This is a genomic window from Halotalea alkalilenta, from assembly GCF_001648175.1.
GTDB classification, from domain to species: Bacteria; Pseudomonadota; Gammaproteobacteria; order Pseudomonadales; family Halomonadaceae; genus Halotalea; species Halotalea alkalilenta_A.
The window spans coordinates 2445248-2466994 of record NZ_CP015243.1; the positions used below are offsets into that span (position 1 = coordinate 2445248).

At 65.9% G+C, this 21747-nt stretch carries 21 protein-coding genes and 2 pseudogenes; 7 read left to right on the plus strand and 16 right to left on the minus strand.

Annotated features, from left to right (window positions below):
- Window positions 1-40 precede the first annotated feature (40 nt).
- Window positions 41-952: a LysR substrate-binding domain-containing protein gene (locus A5892_RS10915; protein ID WP_064122828.1), complete on the plus strand. Its 912-nt coding sequence runs from the start codon at window positions 41-43 to the stop codon at window positions 950-952.
- A 129-nt stretch (window positions 953-1081) separates the two neighbouring features.
- On the opposite strand, the pseudogene A5892_RS21080 reads toward A5892_RS10915, so the two are convergent.
- The 3 genes and pseudogenes from A5892_RS21080 to A5892_RS10925 all read right to left on the minus strand — a co-directional run.
- Window positions 1082-1195 (minus strand): annotated as a pseudogene (locus A5892_RS21080) (LysR family transcriptional regulator); the annotation flags it as partial.
- Between the two features lie 22 nt (window positions 1196-1217).
- On the minus strand, window positions 1218-2390 hold the full coding sequence (locus A5892_RS10920; protein ID WP_064122829.1) for an MFS transporter: 1173 nt from the start codon (window positions 2388-2390) through the stop codon (window positions 1218-1220).
- Window positions 2387-2926, minus strand: coding sequence for an NAD(P)H-dependent oxidoreductase (locus A5892_RS10925; protein ID WP_064122830.1), 540 nt, complete (start codon window positions 2924-2926; stop codon window positions 2387-2389). The genes A5892_RS10920 and A5892_RS10925 overlap by 4 nt, the downstream gene beginning before the upstream one ends.
- 78 nt (window positions 2927-3004) lie before the next feature.
- Between A5892_RS10925 and A5892_RS10930 the strand changes: the two genes are divergently transcribed.
- Window positions 3005-4018 (plus strand): metal-dependent hydrolase, encoded by a 1014-nt coding sequence (locus A5892_RS10930; protein ID WP_064122831.1) that lies wholly within the window; start codon window positions 3005-3007, stop codon window positions 4016-4018.
- 27 nt (window positions 4019-4045) lie between these two features.
- Window positions 4046-4435 carry an ArsR/SmtB family transcription factor gene (locus A5892_RS10935; protein ID WP_064124448.1) on the plus strand — a complete coding sequence of 130 codons (390 nt, stop codon included), beginning with the start codon at window positions 4046-4048 and terminating at the stop codon, window positions 4433-4435.
- Window positions 4436-4465: 30 nt separating this feature from the next.
- Here the strand turns inward: A5892_RS10935 and A5892_RS10940 are convergent, their stop codons facing one another.
- From A5892_RS10940 to A5892_RS10980, 9 genes are all read right to left on the minus strand, one after another.
- Window positions 4466-6460, minus strand: a complete 1995-nt coding sequence (locus A5892_RS10940) for a relaxase/mobilization nuclease and DUF3363 domain-containing protein (protein WP_064122832.1) — start codon at window positions 6458-6460, stop codon at window positions 4466-4468.
- Window positions 6461-6896: 436 nt separating this feature from the next.
- A complete protein-coding gene (locus tag A5892_RS10945) occupies window positions 6897-7496 on the minus strand; it encodes a S26 family signal peptidase (RefSeq protein ID WP_064122833.1) in 600 nt (199 codons plus the stop codon).
- The gene (locus A5892_RS10950) at window positions 7493-8050 is read right to left on the minus strand and encodes a DUF2840 domain-containing protein (protein ID WP_043213136.1); all 558 of its coding nucleotides are present in this window, start codon (window positions 8048-8050) and stop codon (window positions 7493-7495) included. Before A5892_RS10950 ends, A5892_RS10945 begins: the two co-directional genes overlap by 4 nt.
- A complete protein-coding gene (locus A5892_RS10955; RefSeq protein ID WP_064124449.1) occupies window positions 8047-8310 on the minus strand; it encodes a hypothetical protein in 264 nt (87 codons plus the stop codon). Before A5892_RS10955 ends, A5892_RS10950 begins: the two co-directional genes overlap by 4 nt.
- Complete coding sequence (gene parA, locus A5892_RS10960; protein WP_064122834.1) at window positions 8307-8945, minus strand: ParA family partition ATPase; 639 nt, start codon at window positions 8943-8945, stop codon at window positions 8307-8309. The genes A5892_RS10955 and parA overlap by 4 nt, the downstream gene beginning before the upstream one ends.
- Before the next feature lie 241 nt (window positions 8946-9186).
- Complete coding sequence (locus A5892_RS10965) at window positions 9187-10044, minus strand: replication initiator protein A (RefSeq protein WP_190295597.1); 858 nt, start codon at window positions 10042-10044, stop codon at window positions 9187-9189.
- Window positions 10045-10070: 26 nt separating this feature from the next.
- The gene (locus A5892_RS10970) at window positions 10071-10355 is read right to left on the minus strand and encodes a helix-turn-helix transcriptional regulator (RefSeq protein WP_011657225.1); all 285 of its coding nucleotides are present in this window, start codon (window positions 10353-10355) and stop codon (window positions 10071-10073) included.
- 75 nt (window positions 10356-10430) lie between these two features.
- Window positions 10431-11228 carry a DUF2285 domain-containing protein gene (locus tag A5892_RS10975; protein WP_064122836.1) on the minus strand — a complete coding sequence of 266 codons (798 nt, stop codon included), beginning with the start codon at window positions 11226-11228 and terminating at the stop codon, window positions 10431-10433.
- Window positions 11229-11564: 336 nt separating this feature from the next.
- On the minus strand, window positions 11565-11915 hold the full coding sequence (locus tag A5892_RS10980) for a DUF2958 domain-containing protein (RefSeq protein WP_064122837.1): 351 nt from the start codon (window positions 11913-11915) through the stop codon (window positions 11565-11567).
- Between the two features lie 318 nt (window positions 11916-12233).
- Here A5892_RS10980 and A5892_RS10985 point away from each other — a divergent pair, with 318 nt between their 5' ends.
- Window positions 12234-12527: a helix-turn-helix domain-containing protein gene (locus tag A5892_RS10985; RefSeq protein WP_082890406.1), complete on the plus strand. Its 294-nt coding sequence runs from the start codon at window positions 12234-12236 to the stop codon at window positions 12525-12527.
- A 70-nt stretch (window positions 12528-12597) separates the two neighbouring features.
- Here the strand turns inward: A5892_RS10985 and A5892_RS10990 are convergent, their stop codons facing one another.
- The 4 genes from A5892_RS10990 to A5892_RS11005 all read right to left on the minus strand — a co-directional run bounded on the left by A5892_RS10990 (window position 12598) and on the right by A5892_RS11005 (window position 16898).
- The gene (locus tag A5892_RS10990; protein ID WP_033959579.1) at window positions 12598-12912 is read right to left on the minus strand and encodes a DUF736 domain-containing protein; all 315 of its coding nucleotides are present in this window, start codon (window positions 12910-12912) and stop codon (window positions 12598-12600) included.
- Between the two features lie 783 nt (window positions 12913-13695).
- Window positions 13696-13881, minus strand: coding sequence for a hypothetical protein (locus tag A5892_RS10995; protein ID WP_064122839.1), 186 nt, complete (start codon window positions 13879-13881; stop codon window positions 13696-13698).
- 62 nt (window positions 13882-13943) lie between these two features.
- Entirely contained in the window at window positions 13944-15992 is a 2049-nt protein-coding gene (locus A5892_RS11000) for a ParB/RepB/Spo0J family partition protein (protein ID WP_064122840.1), read from the minus strand.
- 78 nt (window positions 15993-16070) lie between these two features.
- Window positions 16071-16898: a DUF932 domain-containing protein gene (locus A5892_RS11005; protein ID WP_064122841.1), complete on the minus strand. Its 828-nt coding sequence runs from the start codon at window positions 16896-16898 to the stop codon at window positions 16071-16073.
- A gap of 760 nt (window positions 16899-17658) precedes the next feature.
- Here A5892_RS11005 and A5892_RS20765 point away from each other — a divergent pair.
- The 3 genes and pseudogenes from A5892_RS20765 to A5892_RS11020 all read left to right on the plus strand — a co-directional run bounded on the left by A5892_RS20765 (window position 17659) and on the right by A5892_RS11020 (window position 21737).
- Window positions 17659-18107 (plus strand): annotated as a pseudogene (locus A5892_RS20765) (DUF6988 family protein).
- Window positions 18108-18360: 253 nt separating this feature from the next.
- Window positions 18361-19515, plus strand: coding sequence for an AAA family ATPase (locus tag A5892_RS11015; protein WP_064122842.1), 1155 nt, complete (start codon window positions 18361-18363; stop codon window positions 19513-19515).
- A complete protein-coding gene (locus A5892_RS11020; protein WP_019184004.1) occupies window positions 19512-21737 on the plus strand; it encodes a S8 family peptidase in 2226 nt (741 codons plus the stop codon). The genes A5892_RS11015 and A5892_RS11020 overlap by 4 nt, the downstream gene beginning before the upstream one ends.
- The last annotated feature ends 10 nt before the right edge of the window (window positions 21738-21747 follow it).

Consider the following 21747-nt stretch of genomic DNA (forward strand, 5'->3'; position numbering starts at 1 on the left):
GGAACATCATTTGTGAATTAAAATCACCCAAGAGGCACATATGGCACGAGTGGAAGCCAACCGATCCGGCGAACTGGAAGTGTTCGTGCGCGTCATCGAGCTGGGCGGTTTCTCCGCCGCCGCCCGCGCCTGTGGCATGACGCCTTCGGCTGTCAGCAAGTTGGTCGCGCGCCTGGAGCAGCGCCTGGGCACACGGCTGGTGAACCGCTCCACCCGGCAACTCCAACTGACGCCCGAAGGCTGCGCGTTCTACGAACGCGGCGTGCGCATCCTGGCCGACCTGGAAGAAGCCGAGCGCTGCGCCAGCGAGCACACCGCGCCGCGCGGCCGGCTGCGGGTCAATGCCAACGTGCCTTTCGGGCATCACTTCCTGCTGCCGCTGGCCCCCGAGTTCCTGGCGCGCCATCCCGATGTGACGCTGGACATCGTGCTGACCGATGAAGTCATCGACATCCTGGAGCAGCGCACCGACGTAGCCGTGCGTGCCGGCCCGCTGAAAAGCTCGAATCTGGTAGCGCGCAAGCTCGGCGCCACGCGCATGGTGATCGTCGGCACGCCCGACTACCTGGCGCGCCATGGCACGCCGGCCACGCCGGCCGAACTGCTGGCCCACAACCGCCTGGGCGCGAACTACGTGCGGGCGCAGCCTGGCTGGCCGCTGCGACAAGGCGGCGAGGACATCGTGGTGCCCGTGACCGGCAACGCGCAGGCCAGCGATGGCGAGGCGCTGCGTCGGCTGGCCCTGGCCGGCCTGGGGTTGGCGCGCCTGGCCGCCTTCCAGGTGCGCGAGGACATCCTCGCCGGTCGATTGCTGCCGGTACTCGAAGACTGCAATCCCGGCGACGTCGAGGAAGTGCATGCCGTGTACGTCGGCCAGGGCGGCTATCTGCCGCTGCGCGTGCGTGCCTTCCTGGACTTTCTGGCCGAGAAGGTTGATGTCGGTACGCATTGATCGAATTCGGCGACACCGCACGTCCTGCAAAACAGAGAACACGCGCGACACATGATCGAAGAACAGTTTGCCCGCGCGTGTCAGCCGCGTGGTGCGGGCGAACAGCGCCACACCCATTTCTTCTTCCAGTTCCTTGATGGCGCGCGACAAGGGCGACTGCTCGATATGCAGTCGCTCTGCCGCGCGGGCGAAGTGCAGTCCTTCGGCGACGGCCAGGAAGCAGCGCAGATGGCGAAATTCCATATGCCTTTCCTCCGTCGATGCTTCAGTTGCCTGCTTGCCGCATGGCCCAGGTGCCGCCGACAAGCGCGGTGACCGTCAGCACCAGCGCGAACAGCGTGGCCCCCGACGCCAATCCCACCGCATCCATCAGGAAGCCCGTCGCGACCGGCAGCAAGCCGGCCGGAATGTAGCCACCGATGTTGAGCACAGCATTGGCCTGGGCGCGATGGCTGTCCGGGACATGCAGGCCGATCAGGGTCAATCCACCCAATTGGCCCAGCCCTTGGCCGGCGCCGGCGAGCAGCGCTGATGCGATTAACGCCGGCACCAGGGAAGCGTGAATCGCCAATACCAATGCCGCCATCGACAGCACCGTCGCCGTAGCGCTGGCGGCGAAGATGCGCCGTATCGGCCACTGGCGCACCGCGAACTGCACGCCGGTGGCGGTCAGGAACATCGCACATGCCATTCCGCCGGCCAGCAGTGGGCTGCGCACATCGAGCAGATGCGACAGCAGCGAAGGCCCCAGCGCCAATACAAAAGACGTGGCGGTGATGCCGGGGCCGAAGGTGGCAATACCACAGGCGACCTGCCGGCGGTTGGCCTGCGGCACCGTGGGCAGGCGCAGCCGTGCGGGGCCGGACGCGACCGGACGGCGCAGCGGCAGCCACCACACGATGCCCAGCGCACTGAGCAATACCAGCGCCTCGATGCCGAAGATCGGCAGCACCGGCTGCGCCAGGCTTTGTGCAAGGCCCCCAGCCAGCAAAGGCCCAAGCCCGGCGCCCAGCACCATCGCCACCGAAGCCAGGAGCGCCGCCCGTCGCTTGTGTTCGGCGCCGCCCATATCGACCACCGCCGCCATGCCCGCCGAGACGATCACGCCCACCGCGATACCGGCCAAGAGCCTGCCGATCGCCAGCATCGTGATCGAGGTGGCCGAAGCGAACAGCAGACACGCCACCAAGGCAGCCAACAGCCCTGGAATGAGGACGAGCTTGCGGCCGTAACGATCGGATAGCTGGCCGGCGATCAGCAGCGTCCCCAGCAAACCCGCGATGTAGAGCGCGAAGATGACCGTCAGCACGCCTGATGAGAACCCAAGCTGCTGCTGCCAATGCACATACAGCGGCGTGGGCGAGTTGGACAGCATGAACACGGCCGTCACCACCCAGGCGGCGGCCCAAAGGCCGGATGGCGCAGGCGTGGCTTTCATCGGGAAGCCCTCTCGCCTTGCTGCACATGAGCGCGATACGCCAGGGCATTGGCAGCCAGTTGCTGGTCGTCGATATCGCCCACGCCATTGAGAAAAAAGCCCGGCAGATAACGCATGCCCACGCGCAGGGCGGTGACCTCGAACGGGCTGGTCAGCTCGTCCATCGTCCGTCCGTAGCGGCCATCCTTCCGATAGTCCTCTGGCTTCGACCAAGTGGACACCGCGATGCCCAGTTGCTTGCCCTTGAGCGCATCCCCACCGTGGCCGTAGGCCCAGCCGTGTTCGAGGACAACATCCAGCCACTTCTTCAACAGCGGCGGGCAGTTGTACCAGTGGAAAGGGAACTGCAAGACGATGCGCTCATGCGATGCCAGCCGTTGCTGTTCGGCCTGCACGTCGATCACCTCGTCGGGATAGCGACCATACAGGTCATCCACTGCAATGCTCGGCTCCTGCCGCAGCGCGGCAATCCACTTTGCATTGATACGCGACTGCGAAAGGTCGGGGTGGGCGACGATCACCAAGGGGTTGGACACAATAGGCTCCTATACGAGTTTTATCGTACTATACTCTAGTTCGATAAATCTCGTACAGCAACAAGGTTCGGCACTGACATGGATTCACTGACCCAGATCGCTCTTGGAAGCACCGTCGCGGCGCTTGCCGTACCTGCCAGACATCGACGGGCAGCATTGCTGGTCGGAGCGTTGCTGGGAACGCTGCCAGACCTCGATACGCTGCCGCTGATGCTGATCGACGATCCGGTCACGCGCATGACCTGGCACCGCGCGCCCTCCCACTCGCTGCTGGTGCTGCCGTTCGTGGGATGGTTGATCTGGGCCGTGCTGCGGTGGCGCTGGCTTCCCGTGCAGCAAGCGCCGCAACGCTGGATGTGGGCGACCCAACTGGCTTTGTTGACGCACCCGCTGCTGGACAGCTTCACCGCTTACGGCACGCAGTTGATATGGCCGTTGCCCATTGGCCCGATGTCACTGTCGAGCATGTTCATCGTCGATCCCGGCTATACCGTGCCGCTGCTCCTTGGCGTGCTGCTTGCCGCTTGGGTCGGCGCGCGGCGGGTCGGTGCCGCCTGCCTGCTGGTCGGCCTGCTGTTGAGTTCGGGCTACCTTGGATGGTCGCTGCTCGCAAAGGGCATGGTCGAACGGGACGCCGTTGCGGCCTTGTCCGTTACAGGCCAGCAGCATGCACCGCGATTCTCGATACCGATGCCGCTCACGACGCTGGTGTGGCGCATCGTTGTGATGACGCCTGATGGTTATCTGGTCGGTGAACGGTCGCTATTGGCCGGCCGTGAACCGATGCAGTTTCACGCCTATGTCTCCGACACCGAAGCACTGGCCGCAGTGCGGAACTTGCCGGTGGTCGAGCGTCTGACATGGTTCAATGGTGGATATATGCGTGCAAGGGTGGATGATGATCGTCGCCTAGTGTTGTCTGACCTTCGCATGGGACAAGAGCCGGGCTACCTTTTCAACTTCGTGGTCGCGGAACGCACTGGGGATCAGTGGGGCGCAGTCTCGCCGCCACAGCAATTGCCCTCCGAAATGGATCTCCGAAGTACCCTGTCAGGACTCTGGACACGACTGTGGAACAAACCTGTTCGATAAATGTCGTACAGTTGCTACAATCAGCCGATGAGCACCGTCAGAAAAACCGAATCGGTTGCGGTTGGCGGCGAACCCGCTGACCTGCCAGACCCGTTGCCGGAACCGGCTATCGCAGACCTGCGCCTTGAGGCCATCCTGGGCGCACTGGCTGATCCCCTGCGCCTGACCATCGTGCGCAAGCTGATGCTGGAAGCGCAGGCATACGATCATCCATGCGGTTGGTTCGGGTTCGACCGCCCCAAGTCGTCGCTGACTCACCACTTCAAGGCGCTGCGCGAGGCGGGGGTGATCCGCCAGCGGCAGTATGGGCTGGAGCGGCGCAGTCGGCTGCGCAGCGAAGACCTCGAAGCGCGCTTTCCGGGATTGCTTGCCCTCGTCGCCAATTGGCGACCGCCATCTGGCAAGAAGCAAGGTTAGTCCTTGCCCTTGCCCTTGCACCGGCACCCGCTAACCGATAGATGGGCCGCGCGCTCGTCCAACCTCCCACGATACCCCGCCACCGCGCACCGTTGCGGCGAGCTGCTGCCCCAGCCGCTGTTCGATCACCGGCCGCCACGGCACCAGGCTGAATCCCATGCCGTCATCCAGCATCGCGTAGCGACCGCTGGCGAGCATGACGGAGCGCCGGTAGATGCCGGCCACGCGCTGCCCGTCCGTTACTGGGCGATGTTCCAGGCCGGTTTCAGCGGCAATGTCCTTCGCCGCCTGCGCCAGTTCCCGGTTGCGCAGCGTCCCCAGCAGGTTCCGGGCGAGGATCACGCGCTGACCGCGCAGTTGGGCCAGCCCCTGTTCGGCCAAGAAGTCGGCGCGCTGTTGCAGAGCGTTCTTGACCTCGCGGCCAAAGCCTAGGTCGCCCAGTCCACGGCCGCCGCCGATCAGTTGCTGGTCGAGCCAAGTGGCGCCGATCACGCGGGTCTGCCGCTCAATGGGCAGGTGCGATTTCAGTTCCACCGCCACACCGCCCAGGCGCTGGGCATCGTACTGGCGGCCACGTTCCGGCAGGTCGTCCTGCACCTTCCATAGCCCTTCGGCCACGCGCTCCACGATGCCGGCCCGGCGCAGGGCTTCCAGCCGGCGGACGTGCGCCGCGACGACTTCCTGCGGATCGCCGCCGGGCTTGGCCCGGCCCTGTTCGATCGCCAGGTGATAATCGGCGCGGTATAGGCCATCGCTCGCCAGCGCGCCGATGTTCTTGTCGGCGGCGCGAACTTCGGCGGAACCGCGTACCTCCACTACGGCGCCGGTCGGATAGTTCGCCAGCTCGTCACGGGCGTTCAACGCGACGTAGTGGGCCTTGCCGTCCACGCCGTCGATGACCAGATAGCCGCGGTCATGCAACTCGTCGGCCAGCCCCTTGGCAGCGACGCGGCCGACGATGGTACGGCCGTCGTCGCCCGGCTCGAACACCCCCAGCTCGCGCGGCTGGCCGCTCATGGCGCGCTGCATGGTGCGGATGATGTCGCCGCGCTCACCCAAGGCGCGCAACGTCTTCTCGGTATCGGCGTGAACCGCCCAGGTGCCGGGCTGCGTCTCGTCGGCCAGGCCCAGGCGCTGCAAGCGTTGCAGCCGGCCGATAAGCAGCAGGCGCTGGCGTTGCAGCCGGGGTTCGTTGAAGCGTTCGATCTGCACCCAGCCATCCTCGTCGGCCCCGCGTTGCAGCGTGCGGTCGAGGCTCGTCCACCGCTCTCGCTCCACTTCGCGCTGCAAGGTCTGCTGGATCTCCAGTTCGGTACGCGGCCCCAGCCATTCCGTCGCCAGTTCGGCGGCACGATGGCGGAAGCCGTGGGCGATGTAGTCGCCCGCGATGATGAGGTCTTTGCCGGTGTCGTCGCGTCCGCGCACGATCAAATGCGTGTGCGGGTTGTCGGTGTTCCAGTGATCGACCGCCACCCAATCCAGCCGCGTCCCCAGGTCGGCTTCCATCCGATTCACCAGATGCCGGGTGTAGGTGCGCAGGTCGTCCAGCTCGGCGCCGTCCTCCGGGGAGACGATGAAGCGGAAATGGTGCCGGTCGTCGGCGGCCCGCTCCTTGAAGGCATCAAGGTCGGCTTCGTCGGTCTGCGGCCCGTAGGCCCGGCCAGGTTCGCCATCGCGGCCCGCGCCGTCGCGCTCGATGTAGCGCAGGTGCTTGGCGAGCGACTGCGGGCTGGCGTTGCGCTGGTTGACCAGCAGGGTCTTGATGGTCACGCGCCGCGACATGGGCGTCAGCTTCGCGCCCGCGAAACGCGCCGCCGTGTGGCCGCGCCCAAGCCGTGAACCGGGGCGCTGGCCGGCGTGTGCGCCGCTGCCGCCGGCTGCGGAATGGCGCACCGCCGACTTGCCGCTGCTGGCCTTGCCAGCCTGCTTGAGCACCTTGGAAACGAAGCTCTGGCCCTGGCCCTTGCCCCGGTTCTTCGGGGCGCTGGGACGCACGCGGAAATCGTCGTCGCGGCGGTCGGTCATGGCTGCGCTCTCCGCAAGCCACGGCGTGTCCTGTCGTGCGAAGCACGCGGAGATGCCTGCATTGGCGCGGGCCTCGCGCCCCACGCGGCACGGCGGCGAAGCCGCTGCGTGCCGCGCCACCCCCATGTGCAGACAGGCTTTCGACGCGGCCCAGTGCCGCGTCCTTTTGTCTTGCCTTCCGCCTGTGCCCTTCGCTGTCGCTCCGGGCGTCGGCGGCCCGGCGGCGCTGTGCTGCTTGCAGCCAGCCCGCCGGCGAACGCGCCAATGGCCGCAGGCCGGGCGCGTTCGAGGCAAGACGCCTGCACGGTGGACGGCTGCGCCGGATGTTGCGCGAAGTGCGGCGCGGATGCGCTCGCACTGCACGCGCGACGACACGGCGGCGGCCAGGGGGACGACACGCCTGATGGCACGATGAAGCGCAGCGAATCGGCAGCCATCATGGGCGTGTCTCCAGCCAGACCGGATGCGCGACGCCGATCACGGCGGATGCGCTGACCGGCCCGAAATAGCGGCTGTCGAACGACGCCGGATTGGTCACGCTCAACAGGAACAGTTCGCCAGGTTCGAGGCGGCGGCATTGCCGCCAGGATGGCAGCGGGCGGCCCAGCCGATCGGCAGGCAGCACGGTGGCCGCAGGCGCGCCGTCGATGTGGACGATGCCGCCAGCGATGCACACTTCCTGCGACGCGACCGCGCCCACACGTTTGAGCAGCGGAACGCGGGTCGGCAGGTAGCCGCGCTGCGCAGCCAGCATGGCGGCCCTGTCGGGCAGCGGCACCAGCACGATGCTGTCCACGGACAGCGGACGTGGCAGCGAGGCGGTGCGCGGGTCGAACGGTTCGATGCGATACCAGCCGACCGCCACGCTGTCGGACGGGTTGTAGGTCAGACGCGGCAGCGGCGACACGAAAGCCGCCCAGGCCAGCGCAGCGAGGCCGACGGCGGCGAAGCCCGCCAGCACGATGCGAACGCGCAGGCGCGAGCGAGGATGCGGCGCGGCTTCGTGCGTGCATGTGGTGTTGGATTGGGTCGTCATGGCAGCGCCCTTCCGGCCAGCCAGGCGGCGTGCCGCTCGGCGGTGTATTCGGGCAGCGCCAGGCGGGCCGCCAGACGGTTGCCCAGCGTGCGCCAGTACGCAGGCGACACGTCGATGGCGGCGATGCCTTGCGCGTCGATGTCGTCGATGCGTTCCAGCACGGCACGCACCGCGTTTTCGCCTTCGGCGTGCAGCAGCAGGCGTGCGCCCGGCCGCACGCCAGGGATGCGCTGCATGTCGTCCAGCGGCGTGGCGGCTTGCATCACCATGAGTTGCCAGCGGATCGTGCCGTAGTCGTTTGCTTCCCAGCGCACGCGGCAGAACATTGCACGCGGCAGGAACACCGCGCAGCGCCGCCAGCGGTCGAGCCGCAGCGTGCGCGCCGGCTCGCCGAAACGCAGGTAGAGCTTGAATCGCGGTTCGATGTAGGCGAGGGATACGCGAGTCAGCGGCACGCTGCCAGCCTGGCCGGCGAGCGTCGAAAGCGAAGGCGGCGGCGCAGCAGCCGGTGCAGCCGTCGCCGCGTGAGCGGCAGGCAAGGCGGATGCGTTCATGGCAGGTTCTCCATGCGGTTCTCGGGAAACTCCCGCTCCAGCAAGCCGCGCAGCAGTTCGGCCACGGTCACGCCCTGGCCGAAGGCGGCGATCTTGATGCGCGCGCGCAGCGCGGGCGTCACGTCGAGTGTCAGGCGAGCCGTGTAAAGGTCGCCTTTGTTGAGCGCATCGGCATCGCCCTGGCGAATCCATGCCTCGGCGTGCGGATTCGCGGGCGGACGTGCGCCGATGCCGACGCGCTTGCTGCGCGGGCCGCTCATGTCGGCCACCGCAGCAGTTCATCGGTAAGCGCGGCGATCTCGCGTGCGGCGGCGCTGTCCGGCGCGGTTTCGCGTGCAAGCCGGCCAGCGGCCACGCTGTCGGCGAAGACGATGCGCTGGCGCACCTCGGTGCGCAGCGCCGGCAGCGGCTGTTCAGCCAGCGATTGCCGCGCTTCTCGGCCGATGATGGTGGTACTGACGCGCCGGTTGATGACGAAGGCCGCGCGCAGCGCAGGCCGAAAGACTTGTGCCTCGCGGATCAGTGCCACCATCTCGGAGCTGGCCCACAGGTCATACGGGCTGGGCTGCACGGGAATCAGCACGCGCTCGGCCGCCAGCAGCGCGGAGCGCGCCAGGGCGGCGATGCGCGGGGGGCCATCGATGATGACGTGATCGGCGCGGCGCGCCAGCTCGGGCGCTTCCTGGTGCAGAGTTTCGCGGGCGAGGCCCACGGCGCTGAACAGCCGTGGCAAGCCTTGCTGGCTTCTGCGCTGCGTCCAGTCCAGCGAGGAACCCTGCGGGTCGGCGTCCAGCAGGATGACGTGCAGACCGCGCATCGCCAGCTCGCCAGCGATGTGGGTGGCGAGCGTGGTCTTGCCGACACCGCCTTTCTGGTTGAGAAACGCGAAGATCATGGCGCGGCCCTCCCTGCTGGAAAGCCGGCCTGGCCGTGCCGTTTCGTGGTTGTCCACCGAAACGGCACGCTTCTACTAAAAGTTAGAGATTTATAGTTAGGTAAGTTAGAGGGGACGCAAACCCTCGCCGTTACTGGCTTTGCGGCGTTTTCGTACTCCTGATAGCACGATAGGCGTACTCCCGATAGCACGATACCCGGTACTCCTGATAGCACGAGGCCGTCCACACCTTTTCCCGCAGTTATCCCCGTGCCGTGAACGGCACGGGCCGGAAGGTCAGCAGTTCCAGCCTTTCGCCCGGCATCGGCTCGATGCCCAGGACGTAGCCGGGCAGCGACTGACGCGCGACCAGCACGCGCAGGTCGTAGGCGAAGTCCGAGAAGCGCGCCGCGCTGCCGGACTTGCGGTGCAGATGCCGGAAGTCGAATTGCCAGCCGTGTTCCTGCCGCCCGCCGTGCTTGCGCACCAGGCGGTACAGCCAGCGTTCGATGCCGCCCTTCAAGCGGAAATAGGCCGGGTCGATGGTCAGCACCAGGGCGGCATCGAGCACGCCGGCATAGAACCAGTCCGGCAGGATCAGCTCGATGCCCAGCGGCGTGCCGCTGGCGTCGGCCAGCTCGCGCCATTCGTTCACCCAGGAGAAGCGATGCAGGCGCCGGCCGGTGGTTTCGCGGATGGAAGTCGCCACGCTGGTCGATTGCAGCCGGTCGAGCGCGGCTTTCAGGCGCTGGTAGTCGTTGAGGGACGTGCCGCGCCCGATGAAGCGCAGGATTTCGTAGGGCGTGGCGTGTATCAAGCGCGACGGGCGAATGCCTGCGTCGCGCGCCTCCACGATCTGCGACGCGGCCCATATCAGCACGTCGGCATCCCATATCGTGGCGATGCCGTGCTCGGCCGTGCCTTCCACGCGGATGGTGATGTTCCCGCTGCGGAAGTCGATCGGCGCCGTGCGCCGCGACTTCGCCAGCGAGAAGAACGGAAAGGCCATCAAGTCCTGGCTGTCGCGCGGCGCCATGCCGTCGCCCGGCAGCGCGCGGAACAGGTCGAGCTGTTCCCGCTGCTGCGATCGCTGCCCCGACGGCAGCGATGGGCTGGACATGACGATGGCCACCGGCGAGCCGACGATCAGCGGCCATCACGGTAGTCGCCCGCGTGACGCTCGGCATATTCCGGGTCGGACGTGGCCTCGTAGCTGCGTTGGTCGGCCCAGGCATCGAGGTCGGACACCGCGTACATGACGCGGCGGCCGAACTTGCGGAACTTCGGGCCGCCGCCGATCACGCGCTGTTTCTCTAACGTGCGCGGCGACAGCCGCAGGTACTCGGCGGCTTCGTCGTTGGTCAGATAGCGTTGGGGCTGCACGGGCGCAGCGACAGCAGCGGCGGCAGGCCGCAAGGGAGCGGGTCGCATGGGATGTACCTCCATCAAGCCCGGCCACACCACGCGGCCGGATAGAGGCACTTTCAAGAAAGCAAGGCTTCTTGCTCAGGGACGTTTTGCAGGGGATGCAGAACGTCCCTGTGCAACGGGCGGAAGCTGTGCAAGGCGACGATAGCCGCCGCGCATCAGCGCATCGCCCCGGCGCACCAGCCGGCGAACGCGGGCGCGCAAGGCACTGTCGGCGTACCAGTCGTCGGCGACGGCATCGACGCCGAACAGCCCTTCGGCCACGTCGCGCAGGGACGCGCCCGCGAGGGTGCCGTCGAGCGCCTGGAGCGTGTTCAACTCCAGCAATGTGGCGAGTGTCGGTCGTGGCCGTGCCATTCCCGCGGGTAAGGCGTCGCCAGCGATGGCCAGCTTGTCCAGCTCGGCCGCCAGTGCCTGATAGCGGACGCACGGTGTGGCGCAGGCGCGGATGGCATAGGCGTAGGCCATGCCATCGCTCAGGTCGGGTGCCAGTGCGAAGCGCAGGCAGCAGCCCGGCCAACATGTCAGCAGCACCAGGCGCTTGCCATCGTGGATCAGATGCTTCTGGCCGGGAATGCGCCAGAACGCGAAGGCCACCGCGTCGGGTGGCGGGTCGGCGTCCGGGTAGAGCTGCACCACCGCATCGTGATCGGGGAACCAGGCCGGATGCGCGTCGCGCGCATCCAGGGCGGGATCTTCCAGCAGGCGCAGTCCCCAGCGCCCGGCGGCCTCTGGCCGGCGGCGCCGACGCAGCCAGTCGCGGCGGTAGTCGGGGTGGCGCCGCAGGTATTCCCAGGCCAGCGCGGGGCCGTCGAGGTGCAGCGTGTAGAGATACGCGGCGGTCGGATACCAGTGTTCGGCGCTCGGGTCAGCCATGACGCAGCCTCCTGTCATTCAGCAGGAACGTCGCCACGGATTCCGCCGTGCGGGAGCTATCGAGTCGCCATCAAGTCGTCATCGAAATCGGGATAAGCTGTAACTGCTGGTGTCAAGACTGATTCGCTCCAGGGCATTGCGGAAATCGTCTGAATGCGACGGCTGCGGGGCCACGAAAATGGCGCGCAGCATGAAGCACCGTGCAGCAGCCCGCACCAAAGATCATGACTGTTTGCAACAGAACGCACCGCTTCGGTGCAAGAGTGTGGATTCAGACCGCCCAAGTCTTGGGTAAGACTGAAATAGTCAGAATGCGCTGCCGTTGGCTGGGACTGCTCAGTCGGTGATCGAGCCGTTTTCCTCGGCCAGCCGCAGGTACTCCGACAGCTGCCGCACGGGCTGGAAGTAGCGATCGCGCATCACAGGTTGCTTATGCGGCCCGACGATGGACGCCAGATCGGACAGCTTCACATGGCCCAGACCGGGCATGCCTATTCCCAGGTCGATCAGCCCCCATGCCGTATCGCCATCAGCCGGGTCGAGCGCGGCCAGCAGCCAGGTGGCGTGCGCGTCAGGGGTGAACAGTCGCACCGTCGGCATCGGGTCGATGCCCCGATCAGCGGCGCGTGCCGCGCCGACGGCGAGCAGTTGCGCCCGCTGTTCAGCGGTGACGAGCGGCTGGGTCATGGCCCGAATCCCCACGCATCCGAGGATGCACGGATACGATTTTCCACCGAAGCGCGGAACCGCCGAAGCGGATGCGTGCTTTGGCGGAAAAGCACGAAAGCACAAGCCATTGAATCCGTACATGCACGGAAACGAAGAAGCGGAATTGCGCAGGCCAGGAAAGACACGGATGCGGTTCCCCGATTCTGTCGGAATCCGCCCATGCGGATTTCTGCAAAGGCACGAATACGGAAATCAACGACACCAAATGCGCACTATAGTTTGTAGCCCTATAGTGCGCAATCGGCTGTCATCTTGGTTTTCTAAGGAAAACCATAGGTGGCGGCGAAAAACTCTTTGGCGACGGCAATACGGACGGTCAGGAAAGCGCGCGGCTTGAGCCAGGAAGCGTTCTCCGACGTGTCCAGCCGTACCTATCTGAGTTTGCTGGAGCGCGACCTGAAAAGCCCGACCATGCACAAGCTGACCGAGCTGTGCGAGGTCATGGACGTGCATCCGCTCACGTTGCTGACGCTGGCCTATGCCGGCGACAGCACGCGCAAGGCCGATCAGCTTCTGGCGCAGGTGCGCCAGGAGCTTGAGGCGGTGTTGAAGGAACGCGACACGCCGTAGGCGCGTGCGTGAGGTGCTGCGCCAGCAGCACGGCGCCCCGCCGCAATGGGCGGGGCACGGTGGGCGGCCGTCAGGCCGCCTTGGGCTTGCTGCGCGACCAGATCAGGTCGTGCGTGCCGTCCTCGTTCTCGATCAGGCGGGCATAGACCGTCGCCGGGAACGAAGGATCGTCGAGGGATACGGACACGTAGGGCCGCCCGGCTTCGCTGGTCTTCTTCCACGCCGCGCCGATGTCGTGGCCGGCCGCCTGAAGGCGGAAGTCGGGGGCGTTCTCGGTGTCGCCCTTGTCGTTGGGAATCAGCTTGACCTTGACGTTGAGGGTCAGGGTGCGGAGCTGGCCGGTGAAGCCGTCTTTCTCTGCGGTGAAGGTGCCGATATTAGCCATGATGTTTCTCCTTTCGGGTTGAACAAGGTCGCGCCAGTGCGTCCTTGTTGTGATCCGGCCGGCGGGGGATGGGCTGGCCGCACCGCGCAGCGGTCGCAACACCGTGGAGAGCCTGGAAGCGAAAAGAATTTGTCCCGCGAGGAATGCGCGCAGCGCAGGGGAAATTGTTTTCGCTGGAAGGTTGCGGCCATGAAGCCCAAGGCACAGCCGTTCCCTCGCCAGGATTCACGACAAGCCAAGGACGCACCGGCCGCCCGCTCCCGAATGGAGACGTGGCCGACTCGGCATCCCCGCATGACGGCTTCACTGGCTTGCGCCCTGCCGCGGGCAAGGCCAATACCCCAACGACGAGCGAGAACGCTCCTTGCCGCAGATTGCGGCGACGGGCTTGAGGCGTGGCGTGGATGCTCCATAGCGAAGCCGGGCGGCGTGTCGGTGAACCGTCCTTCGTGACGTACAGGCGCGAACTGCCAGCGTCGAGGACGGCACGCTTTGGCACAACCTGCCGCAGCAAGCCGGGGCGTAGCCCCACAAGCCCCGCCCATTGCGGCGGGGCGCCATCGAAACCTTGCCCACGTCAGCGGGAGCCGATGGCTGTACCGCGTGCAAGGCACTTGCACGTCCGCCATGTCGCCGCCTGGTCGAAGGCGGCGACGTGGCGATTTTGCTTTGGACGCTGGAACCGGGCGCGGCCACCGCTGCGCCCGGATCTTCGACCACCGGCCCAAAGGCGGAACGGCTTGGGGCCGGTGCTGCTCGTTATTCCTTGATTTCGATGATCCACTACACCGAACGCGGCAAGAGCTGGCCGCTGATGGGGTGAATGTCGGTGAGGTCGGCGCAGGCCGTCCAGCCGGGGGGCGGACGGTAGCCGCGCACGTCGCCTTCGCCGTGCCAGCGGCGGGCGCGCACCGTGCCAGGTGCATAGATCGCCGCCATGCGCGGGCGGCTGGTGGGGGTGCGGGTCATGGGGGCTTCTCCTTCAAGCGAAGCGCCCCGGTCGAGGCCGGGGCGCTTGCCTTCGGCGCGGGTCAAGCGGCCAGTGCCTCGGCGGGTTCATCCGCCATTGCCTCGGCTTCCTCCGGGGCTTCCTGCGCCTGCGTTTCCTCCGGCGCAGCTTCCGGGCCTTCGGCCTTGAAGATGGCGGGCATCCAGCCCGTGCCATCGGCCAGCCGTTCCGCCTCGCTGGCAATGTCGGCCTTCTTCAACTTCGCCAACCGGGTAGCGTGCGACGGCGCGAACTCGCCCACGGCTTCCAGAATCACCGCCTTGGAAACGTGCTTGAAGTAGCCGTCGGCGGTGGGCTGCCACCATGCGGCCATATCCAGCCCCACGGCCTGCGCCAGTTCCGCGCCCGGCTGGTGCGCCGTGGCGCGAGGCGTCACCACGTCCACGGTCGCCGCCACGCATACCGCCAGCAGCCGCACCAGTTCGCCTTGCCCCATCGCCAGCAGCGCGGCGAACAGTTCGGCGCTGTCCTGCGGCAGCGCTTCGCCCGCGACCTGCTGCAATTCGCGCAGGGCCACGGCAGCGGGCGACTCGGGCCAATCGGGGGCCATGCCTTCCAGCCGGCCTTGCACTTTCAGGCTCACGCCTAGCGGCAAATCGTGGCCGTAATGGTTGTCCTGCAAGACGGTCTGCACCATGCCATGCACCAGCGCGGCCAGCGCGACGTGCGGATGCCGGGCGACTTCGATTTGCAGCGCGGCAGTGCGATGCGCGCTCAAGCGCTGCGCCAGCCGGTCGGACAGGCTCGCGGCCTGGGGCTGCTCGGTGTCCTCGCCTTCGTCGTCGTTCCCGGCTTCGCCTTCCGCGCTGCCGAACCCCTGCCGCAAGCGTTCCAGCGTGCGCAGCGCCTTGGCTTCGGCTTCGCGCAGCAGCCCGCGATGAATCACGGCTTCGCCGCTGCGGTCGAGGGTGACGATGGCACCGGCCACGGCGCGTACGTCCGGGGCGTAACCCTGCAAGGCTTCCTCCACGGCTTGCAGTTCTCCGGCGACCTGTTCGCGGCGCGGTTCCAGCGCTTCGGTCTTGTCCTCGTCCTCGGCGTCGTAGGCTTCTTCCAGTTCGGCGTCGATCTTGTCGAGGCGGGTTTGCAGCGAGGCGAGGCGGCGGGCTTCGCGGGCGTTCGGTTCGCGGCGCTGGCGTGGCGCGTTCTGGAACGCCTGCCGCTCGGCGTAGCTCATGTGCGGCACGGCTTCCACCCACGCCCAACCCTCGACGCGCACGTCCCCGGCCAGCGCATCCAGCTTGCCGCGCACCAGCGTTTCCAGCAGCGCGGCGTCGGTCAGGTAGGTTCCGGCGTCGCCTTCCGCGAACAGGTCGCGGCGGATGCCGCCGCCCGCTGCCGTGTAGGCGTCCAGCCCGGCGAAGCGCACCAGCGGATGCGTGGCGTCGATTTCGCGTTCGGTCAGGCGTTCGCGCAGCGCGGACGCGCCACGCTGCCATTCGGGCGCACCGTAGAACGCGGCTTCCTGCGCGGCGTGGTCGTCGGTGATGGTCAGGGCCATCAACTGTTCCAGGGTGACGGCTCCGGCCCGGTAGTCGGCCAGCAGGCGCGGCGAGACGTTGGCCAGCTTCAAGCGGCGCTGCACCACCAGCGGGGACACGCCGAAGTCGGCGGCAATGTCTTCGATGGGGCGGCGTTCCTTGACCAGTGCGGCGAACGCCTCGAACTGGTCGGCCGGGTGCATCTGCTCGCGCAGCAGGTTTTCCGCGAGGCTGACGGTACGGGCCGAAGCGTCCGGCACCAGCAGGCACGGCACCTCAAAGTCGGCGGCGACGCGCTTCTTCTTCGCCAGCAGCTTCAATGCGGTCAGGCGGCGGTCGCCGGCCACGACTTCATATTGTTCGCCATCGGCGGTGAGAATGACGACGAGATTTTGCAGCAGGCCAATGCGGGCGATGCTCGCGGCCAGTTCGGGAATGGACAGGCGCGGGGTCTTGCGTGCGTTGCGCTTGGAGCGGCGCGGCAGCAACTGCGAGAGCGGAACCAAAATCAGGTTCTTGGTCGGGTCGGCCACCTCCAACGGCGCGGCGGTTTCGATGGCGCGGGTTTCGGTTTGGGTAACGGCGTTCATGGTGATAACTCCTAGCGGTTGGGATGCAGCAGCGAGAGAAGCGGCAAGGGCTGCTGCCTGCCCCTGCCGCGTGGGGATTCAGGCTTTCAACTGGCGCATGCCGTCGGCCAGCAGCCAAAGCGCACGGTTGAGGCGGATGTTCTGGTCGATGCCCTGCACCGGGCGGGTTTGCTGGCGGCGTCCGTTGGCGCTGCGCCCGCGCAGGCCGCCTTGGGTCAGGTTCTCTTGCGTGCGGTTGAACACGCTCCACAAGTCCGGGCGGCGGTCATCAAAGCGGCGCGGCATCAGGATTTGCGATTCCGTGATGGGCGCGGGCTTGTCGGGGTCGTCGTACTTGAGGGCCAGCGCGGCGCGGGCGAACACTTCGGATTCGCCATCGTTCAAGGTGATGGCGCGCATGGAATCGCGGGATTCCTTCACCCGGTCGAAGCCGCTCAACACTTCGTAAGCGCCTTCGATGACGTGCCCGGCCACGTCGCCTTTGTGGGGTACGCGCACATCGGCCACGGTGTCCCCGAATACCAATCCGTTCTGGCAGACAAAGCGCAGCAAGCCAGCCAACAATTGATAGCTGCTGGTGCCGTCGTGCGAGTTCAGCAGGACGATTTCATTGGCTTCTGCATCGTTGATCTGATTGGCATGGCGCAGTCGGATCATGTGCTTGGTGAAGTCGCGGCGGTCTTCGCTGCGGACGCGGGTCTGCGCCACCATGAAGGGCTGGAACCCTTCCTTGCGAAGCTCCGTCAGCACGGCGGCGGTGGGGATATAGGCGTACCGCTCGGAACGGCTTTCGTGCGGCGCGTCCGCGAAGATGGACGGGGCCACACGGCGGATTTGGTCATCGGACAGCGGGTAATCGCTGCGCAGCGACGGGGAACGGGAAGCGAATCGGGATGCGAGTTGCATTGCATTTCTCCTGACGAAAAGGGTTTGCTGTTCAAACCGCACACCGGATTCCTAGATTCGGAGCCCAGCCTTTCGGCTGTTCGGTGCGGTCGGCACGAGGAACCCGGTTGGCCCTGTTGCCACCGTCTTTCCTGAGTTCATCGCCCGCGACGGTCAGGAGCGCGCGGACGGGGGCCGTCAAGGAGACAAGCGCAGGGTTGGTGCGGCCCGCAGGCGCAGCCGAGGACACGGCCCTGCGCGCCTTGACGGCACACGGGAGCGGGCTACGGTCGCGGGTAAGGTGATGAAGTCAGGGGAGACGGCTGGACAAGGCAACGGCCATCCCTGTGTGCCGACCGCACGCAAGCGAAGCGCGCAGGCCCGAAGCTGGAAGCCGGGCCGAAGGCGTCAGCCGAGCGGAGCGAGGAAACGATGGAAGCCCGACAAGGGCGAGACTCGCGCAGCGAGGCTCGATGCGCTACGCGCACGACAGCGCGACCGGCCATTGCTCAGATGGCCGGGGACGCCCGAACGCAAAGAGGCCTTTACGATGACGCCATGCCCGAGACAGAACACGCCGATTCCAACGATCCCCTGGAACACATGCTCCAGCGCTCGGAGGCCTTGCACGAACGGTTCAACGAACTGCTCGACGACGCCGAGTTCGACGGCTCTCCACGCGGCGCGACAGCTCTGGGCATGTGCCTAGTCGTCAACGAACACGCAACAGCCGTGCATGCTATTGATGGCGCTGGGCATGCCGACATCAGCCGTCGGCCTGATGCGGCTGCAGTTCAAAGCGCTGACCCGCGCGATGTGGCTCATCTATGCGGCCCCCGAGACAGCGATCGAGAAACGGTCGGCCCCGCTCACACGGGAAGCCGAACAGGCCGCCAAGAATTTGCCCAGCGCAAAGGGCATGATCGATCAGATCGGCAAGCGCGTCGGACAGGATGCGCCGGCAGCAGCCCATCAGACGCAGGTCCACTTCAAGGGCATCTCCTGGAACGCCATGAACTCGTTTATGCACGGTGGCATCCATCCCCTGCGATGCAATGCCGATGGCTTCCCCGTGCATCTGGCCTGGAGGTGCTGCGCAACTCGAACGGCCTGAGGACCATGATCGCCATGATGATGGCCATCCTCACCGGCGATGAAGCCATCACCATTCCGATGAGCAAGGCCCAGCCGGCGTTCGCCGACTGCCCGCCGGACTTGCTCAAGCCCTGATGGCCGGTCATACGACACCACGCCCGACCAGGCGCGCCTCGCGCGCATAGGCGCTCAGGCGCTCAGGCGCTTCTCAGCGTGGAATTGCAGATCACGCTAGACGGCAAACCTGCCAGTCGACGACCGCGCTGTGACCGCCACTGCCGCAGCCTCTCTTACCACTTGACCTCGCTTTATGAGATAATTACTTTAGTCCATTGAAGAATTTTTATTTTTCAATATAAATCAATGAGTTATCAAGGTTGCGGGCGAAATGAGAGAAGAGCAGTCAGATTTAGCCCAGATGGTCCGCCTGGCTTTGGCCGAGCAGAGTGAGGATGTGCGCCTGTTCACGGCGCGGCTGGTCCGCAAGTACCGAGGGACGGCGCCCGACTTGGCCGAGCAGCTCGAACTGTTCCTGAAGTCGAAGCCAGTACGCAGTGTCTCTCCCATGCGCAAGCTGTCGCCTCAGCCGCCAACGGCCCACGCCTTGCCGGTTGACGACGAATCCCGTCTCTCTCTCCTGAAGGTGTTCAAGGACGAACCGACGAGAGATGCGCCGCTGCTGTCCAGCGATGTCGAGGATTCACTGGGGCAACTCATCGCCGAGCGCCGGCAGAGCGATCGACTTCAGGCCATGGGGCTGACGCCGACCCGCTCGGCCATCTTTGTGGGGCCGCCCGGGGTCGGCAAGACACTCACGGCCCGCTGGCTGGCCGCGCAATTGAAGGTGCCGCTGTACGTGCTCGACCTGACAGCCGTGATGAGCAGCCTGCTGGGCAAGAGCGGCACCAACCTGCGGACGGCCATCGATTTCGCCAAGCGCGAGCCTTGCGTGCTGCTGCTGGACGAAATCGACGCTATCGCCAAGCGACGCAGCGATGACAGCGACGTAGGCGAACTCAAGCGCCTGGTCACGGTGATCCTGCAAGAAGTCGACGAATGGCCTGCCAGCAGTGTATTGCTGGCGGCCACCAACCACCCGGAACTGATCGATCCGGCGCTGTGGCGACGCTTCGACCTGGTGGTCCAGTTCAAGACGCCCGATGAACAGGCGGTCAAGGAAGCCATCAAGCGATTCCTGGGGCCGGACTACGCCCTTTTTGCCCGTTGGATCGACATCCTGGTGTTTGCATTCGCCGGCCATTCGTTCAGCGACATCGAGCGCGACGTGCAGCGCTTCCGGCGTGCCGTGGCGCTGGGCACGACCACCGACGCTGATCTGGTCGAAGACTTCATGAAGGCGCGTGCTTTGGCGCTCGATAGGCAGGGCCGCATCGACCTGGCAGTGATGCTGGCTAAGCAGACCCGCCTGTCCCAGCACACTGTTTCCGACATCACCGGGGTGAGCCGGGACACGATCCGAAAGTACACCAATGAGACGTCTGCGGTACGAAAGGCCGCACAACGGAGAAAGGCTGACGCATGAGCCAAACCAATTTCCTGATCGGTCGTGGCGAGCTGCTGACCCATGACATCGTCGGCCCGAAGCGCATGCCAGGCAAGGCCGAGGTCTACACGTTCGCGCAGGCGCGGGAGCGAATGGTTCCTCAGTTCCGCAGTGCAAGCAAGGCGCTGGACGAGCTATCTGCTGACGCTTGCCCGGGCGACTTCGCGGTAGCCCGGCTGATGATGAATCCCAGCTTCATCGCGCGCTCGTATTTTCCGACAGGACTGCTGCGTAGTACGGGACTGGAGTCCATCGGGAGCCGTACCGTCAAGGTCAAGCCGCAGGCCTGGACCCGCAAGGGGCAGCCGCATGAAACCACAACGACCGAACTGTTTGTCGCCGGCAAGCGCCAGGCTTTCCGCAACCTCTCCCGATGGACGGAAACCATTGAGGCGGAATCCGACGAGGGCGAAGATCTTGCCCACATCGAACAGTTTGCCGCCTTTGCGCCAGCAGAGCGAATCGTGGGCCTCGGCGGCCCGAAGGATCGCTTTTTCGAAGTAGGCCTACATCTGCTACCGGATGAAGACCCGGGCCTAATCCAGAAGGCTTTCGTGAAGTTCGCGCAGCGGGAAGGCGTGAAGGTCCACAGTGAAGTCGATTTCATCGCCGGCAATCTGTGGTTCGTGCCGGTCGAGGGCAAGCCGCGCGACATTGAGCGGTTGGCCAGCTTCGCCTTCGTGCGGGTGATCCGTCCCGTGCCAAAGCTGCGTGGTATCCGTCCCTTGCAACGCAGCGGTGGGCCCTCAGTGGGATGCAGCCTCCCCACCGAACAGGCCCTTTCATCCGAACCTCGTGTCGCCATCCTGGACGGTGGCCTGCCCAAGCACCATCCGATCGGCCCCTGGCTGCGCTCGTACCGCAAGCTCGACGAAGACGCCGACGATGATCCGGACGGTCCGGAGCATGGCTTGGGCGTGACCTCGGCCGTGCTGTTCGGTCCGATCCAGCCCAACGGTACGGCCGGCAGGCCGTTCGCCCCGGTGGACCATCTGCGCGTGCTGGACCAGGAGGCGGGCGGCGAAGATCCATTGGAGTTGTATCGCACACTCGGTCTCATCGAGCAGGTTCTGCTGTCGAGGTCCTACGAGTTCATCAACCTGAGCCTGGGCCCCGATCTCGAAGTGGAGGACCGGGAAGTCCACGCTTGGACGTCCGTTATCGACGAGTTGCTCAGCGACGGCGACACGCTCATGACGGTGGCCGTTGGCAATAACGGAGACCGGGACCGCGAGCTCGGCTACAACCGCGTGCAGGTTCCATCGGATTGCGTGAATGCGCTCGCGGTCGGCGCGGCCGACGACACCGATGCTGGCTGGGCACGCGCGCCCTACAGCGCGATCGGGCCGGGCCGCAGCCCTGGCGTTATCAAGCCAGACCTGATGGCGTTCGGTGGCAACCCAGCAGCCAAATACTTTCATGTGTTGGCGCCGAACGTGAAGCCGGTGCTGACGCCGCAGTTGGGTACCAGCTTCGCGGCTCCGTACCTGCTGCGTAGCGCGGTCGGCGTACGCGCGATCCTGGGCGGAGATCTGACGCCACTCGCCATCAAGGCCCTTCTGGTTCACGCCGCCGATCCTGGCGAGCATGATCCGGTCGAAGTGGGTTGGGGCAAGATTCCTGAGGACACCCTCGACATTATCACCTGCCCGGATGGTGTGGCCCGCGTGGTCTACCAGGGCGAGCTCAAGCCCAGTAAGTACTTGCGTGCCAGCCTGCCGCTGCCCAAGGAAGGACTGCTCGGCAATGTGCGTCTGAAGGCGACGTTCTGCTATGCCTCACCCACCGATCCGCAGGATGCCGCGGCCTACACCAAGGCCGGCCTCGAAGTCGTCTTCCGGCCCAACGACGAGAAGATCAAGGACGGCAAGAGCAACGCGGATACCAAGGGCTTCTTCGACTTGAAGAAGTTCGCCACCGAGCAGGAGCGGCGTTCGGATCAGGGCAAATGGGAAACTGTGCTGCACGGGGCCAAGACCTTCCGTGGCTCCAGCCTCAAGAACCCCGTTTTCGACATCCACTACAACGCCCGCGACGGCGGCGGCCGGGCCACCACTGGTGCCGAGAAGATCCGCTATGCACTGATCCTCTCGGTCGAGGCCCCGAAGCATGCTGATCTCTACAACGACATCTTGCGTGCCTATGCCAAAACCCTCGTGCCGATCCAGCCGCAGGTGTCCTTGCCGATTCGTGTTCGGTGACGGTGGAAAA

Excerpts from the sequence above, each read along its gene's own strand:
- A5892_RS10915 (WP_064122828.1), top strand. The coding sequence starts at position 41 with ATGGCACGAGTGGAAGCCAACCGATCCGGCGAACTGGAAGTGTTCGTG.
- A5892_RS10975 (WP_064122836.1), bottom strand. The coding sequence starts at position 11,228 with ATGGCTGACCCGAGCGCCGAACACTGGTATCCGACCGCCGCGTATCTC.
- A5892_RS10965 (WP_190295597.1), bottom strand. The coding sequence starts at position 10,044 with ATGTCCAGCCCATCGCTGCCGTCGGGGCAGCGATCGCAGCAGCGGGAA.
- A5892_RS11015 (WP_064122842.1), top strand. The coding sequence starts at position 18,361 with ATGAGAGAAGAGCAGTCAGATTTAGCCCAGATGGTCCGCCTGGCTTTG.
- A5892_RS10940 (WP_064122832.1), bottom strand. The coding sequence starts at position 6,460 with ATGACCGACCGCCGCGACGACGATTTCCGCGTGCGTCCCAGCGCCCCG.
- parA (WP_064122834.1), bottom strand. The coding sequence starts at position 8,945 with ATGATCTTCGCGTTTCTCAACCAGAAAGGCGGTGTCGGCAAGACCACG.
- A5892_RS11005 (WP_064122841.1), bottom strand. The coding sequence starts at position 16,898 with ATGCAACTCGCATCCCGATTCGCTTCCCGTTCCCCGTCGCTGCGCAGC.
- A5892_RS10920 (WP_064122829.1), bottom strand. The coding sequence starts at position 2,390 with ATGAAAGCCACGCCTGCGCCATCCGGCCTTTGGGCCGCCGCCTGGGTG.
- A5892_RS10945 (WP_064122833.1), bottom strand. The coding sequence starts at position 7,496 with ATGACGACCCAATCCAACACCACATGCACGCACGAAGCCGCGCCGCAT.
- A5892_RS10990 (WP_033959579.1), bottom strand. The coding sequence starts at position 12,912 with ATGGCTAATATCGGCACCTTCACCGCAGAGAAAGACGGCTTCACCGGC.
- A5892_RS10995 (WP_064122839.1), bottom strand. The coding sequence starts at position 13,881 with ATGACCCGCACCCCCACCAGCCGCCCGCGCATGGCGGCGATCTATGCA.
- A5892_RS10970 (WP_011657225.1), bottom strand. The coding sequence starts at position 10,355 with ATGCGACCCGCTCCCTTGCGGCCTGCCGCCGCTGCTGTCGCTGCGCCC.
- A5892_RS10935 (WP_064124448.1), top strand. The coding sequence starts at position 4,046 with ATGAGCACCGTCAGAAAAACCGAATCGGTTGCGGTTGGCGGCGAACCC.
- A5892_RS11020 (WP_019184004.1), top strand. The coding sequence starts at position 19,512 with ATGAGCCAAACCAATTTCCTGATCGGTCGTGGCGAGCTGCTGACCCAT.
- A5892_RS10950 (WP_043213136.1), bottom strand. The coding sequence starts at position 8,050 with ATGAACGCATCCGCCTTGCCTGCCGCTCACGCGGCGACGGCTGCACCG.
- A5892_RS11000 (WP_064122840.1), bottom strand. The coding sequence starts at position 15,992 with ATGAACGCCGTTACCCAAACCGAAACCCGCGCCATCGAAACCGCCGCG.
- A5892_RS10955 (WP_064124449.1), bottom strand. The coding sequence starts at position 8,310 with ATGAGCGGCCCGCGCAGCAAGCGCGTCGGCATCGGCGCACGTCCGCCC.
- A5892_RS10980 (WP_064122837.1), bottom strand. The coding sequence starts at position 11,915 with ATGACCCAGCCGCTCGTCACCGCTGAACAGCGGGCGCAACTGCTCGCC.
- A5892_RS10930 (WP_064122831.1), top strand. The coding sequence starts at position 3,005 with ATGGATTCACTGACCCAGATCGCTCTTGGAAGCACCGTCGCGGCGCTT.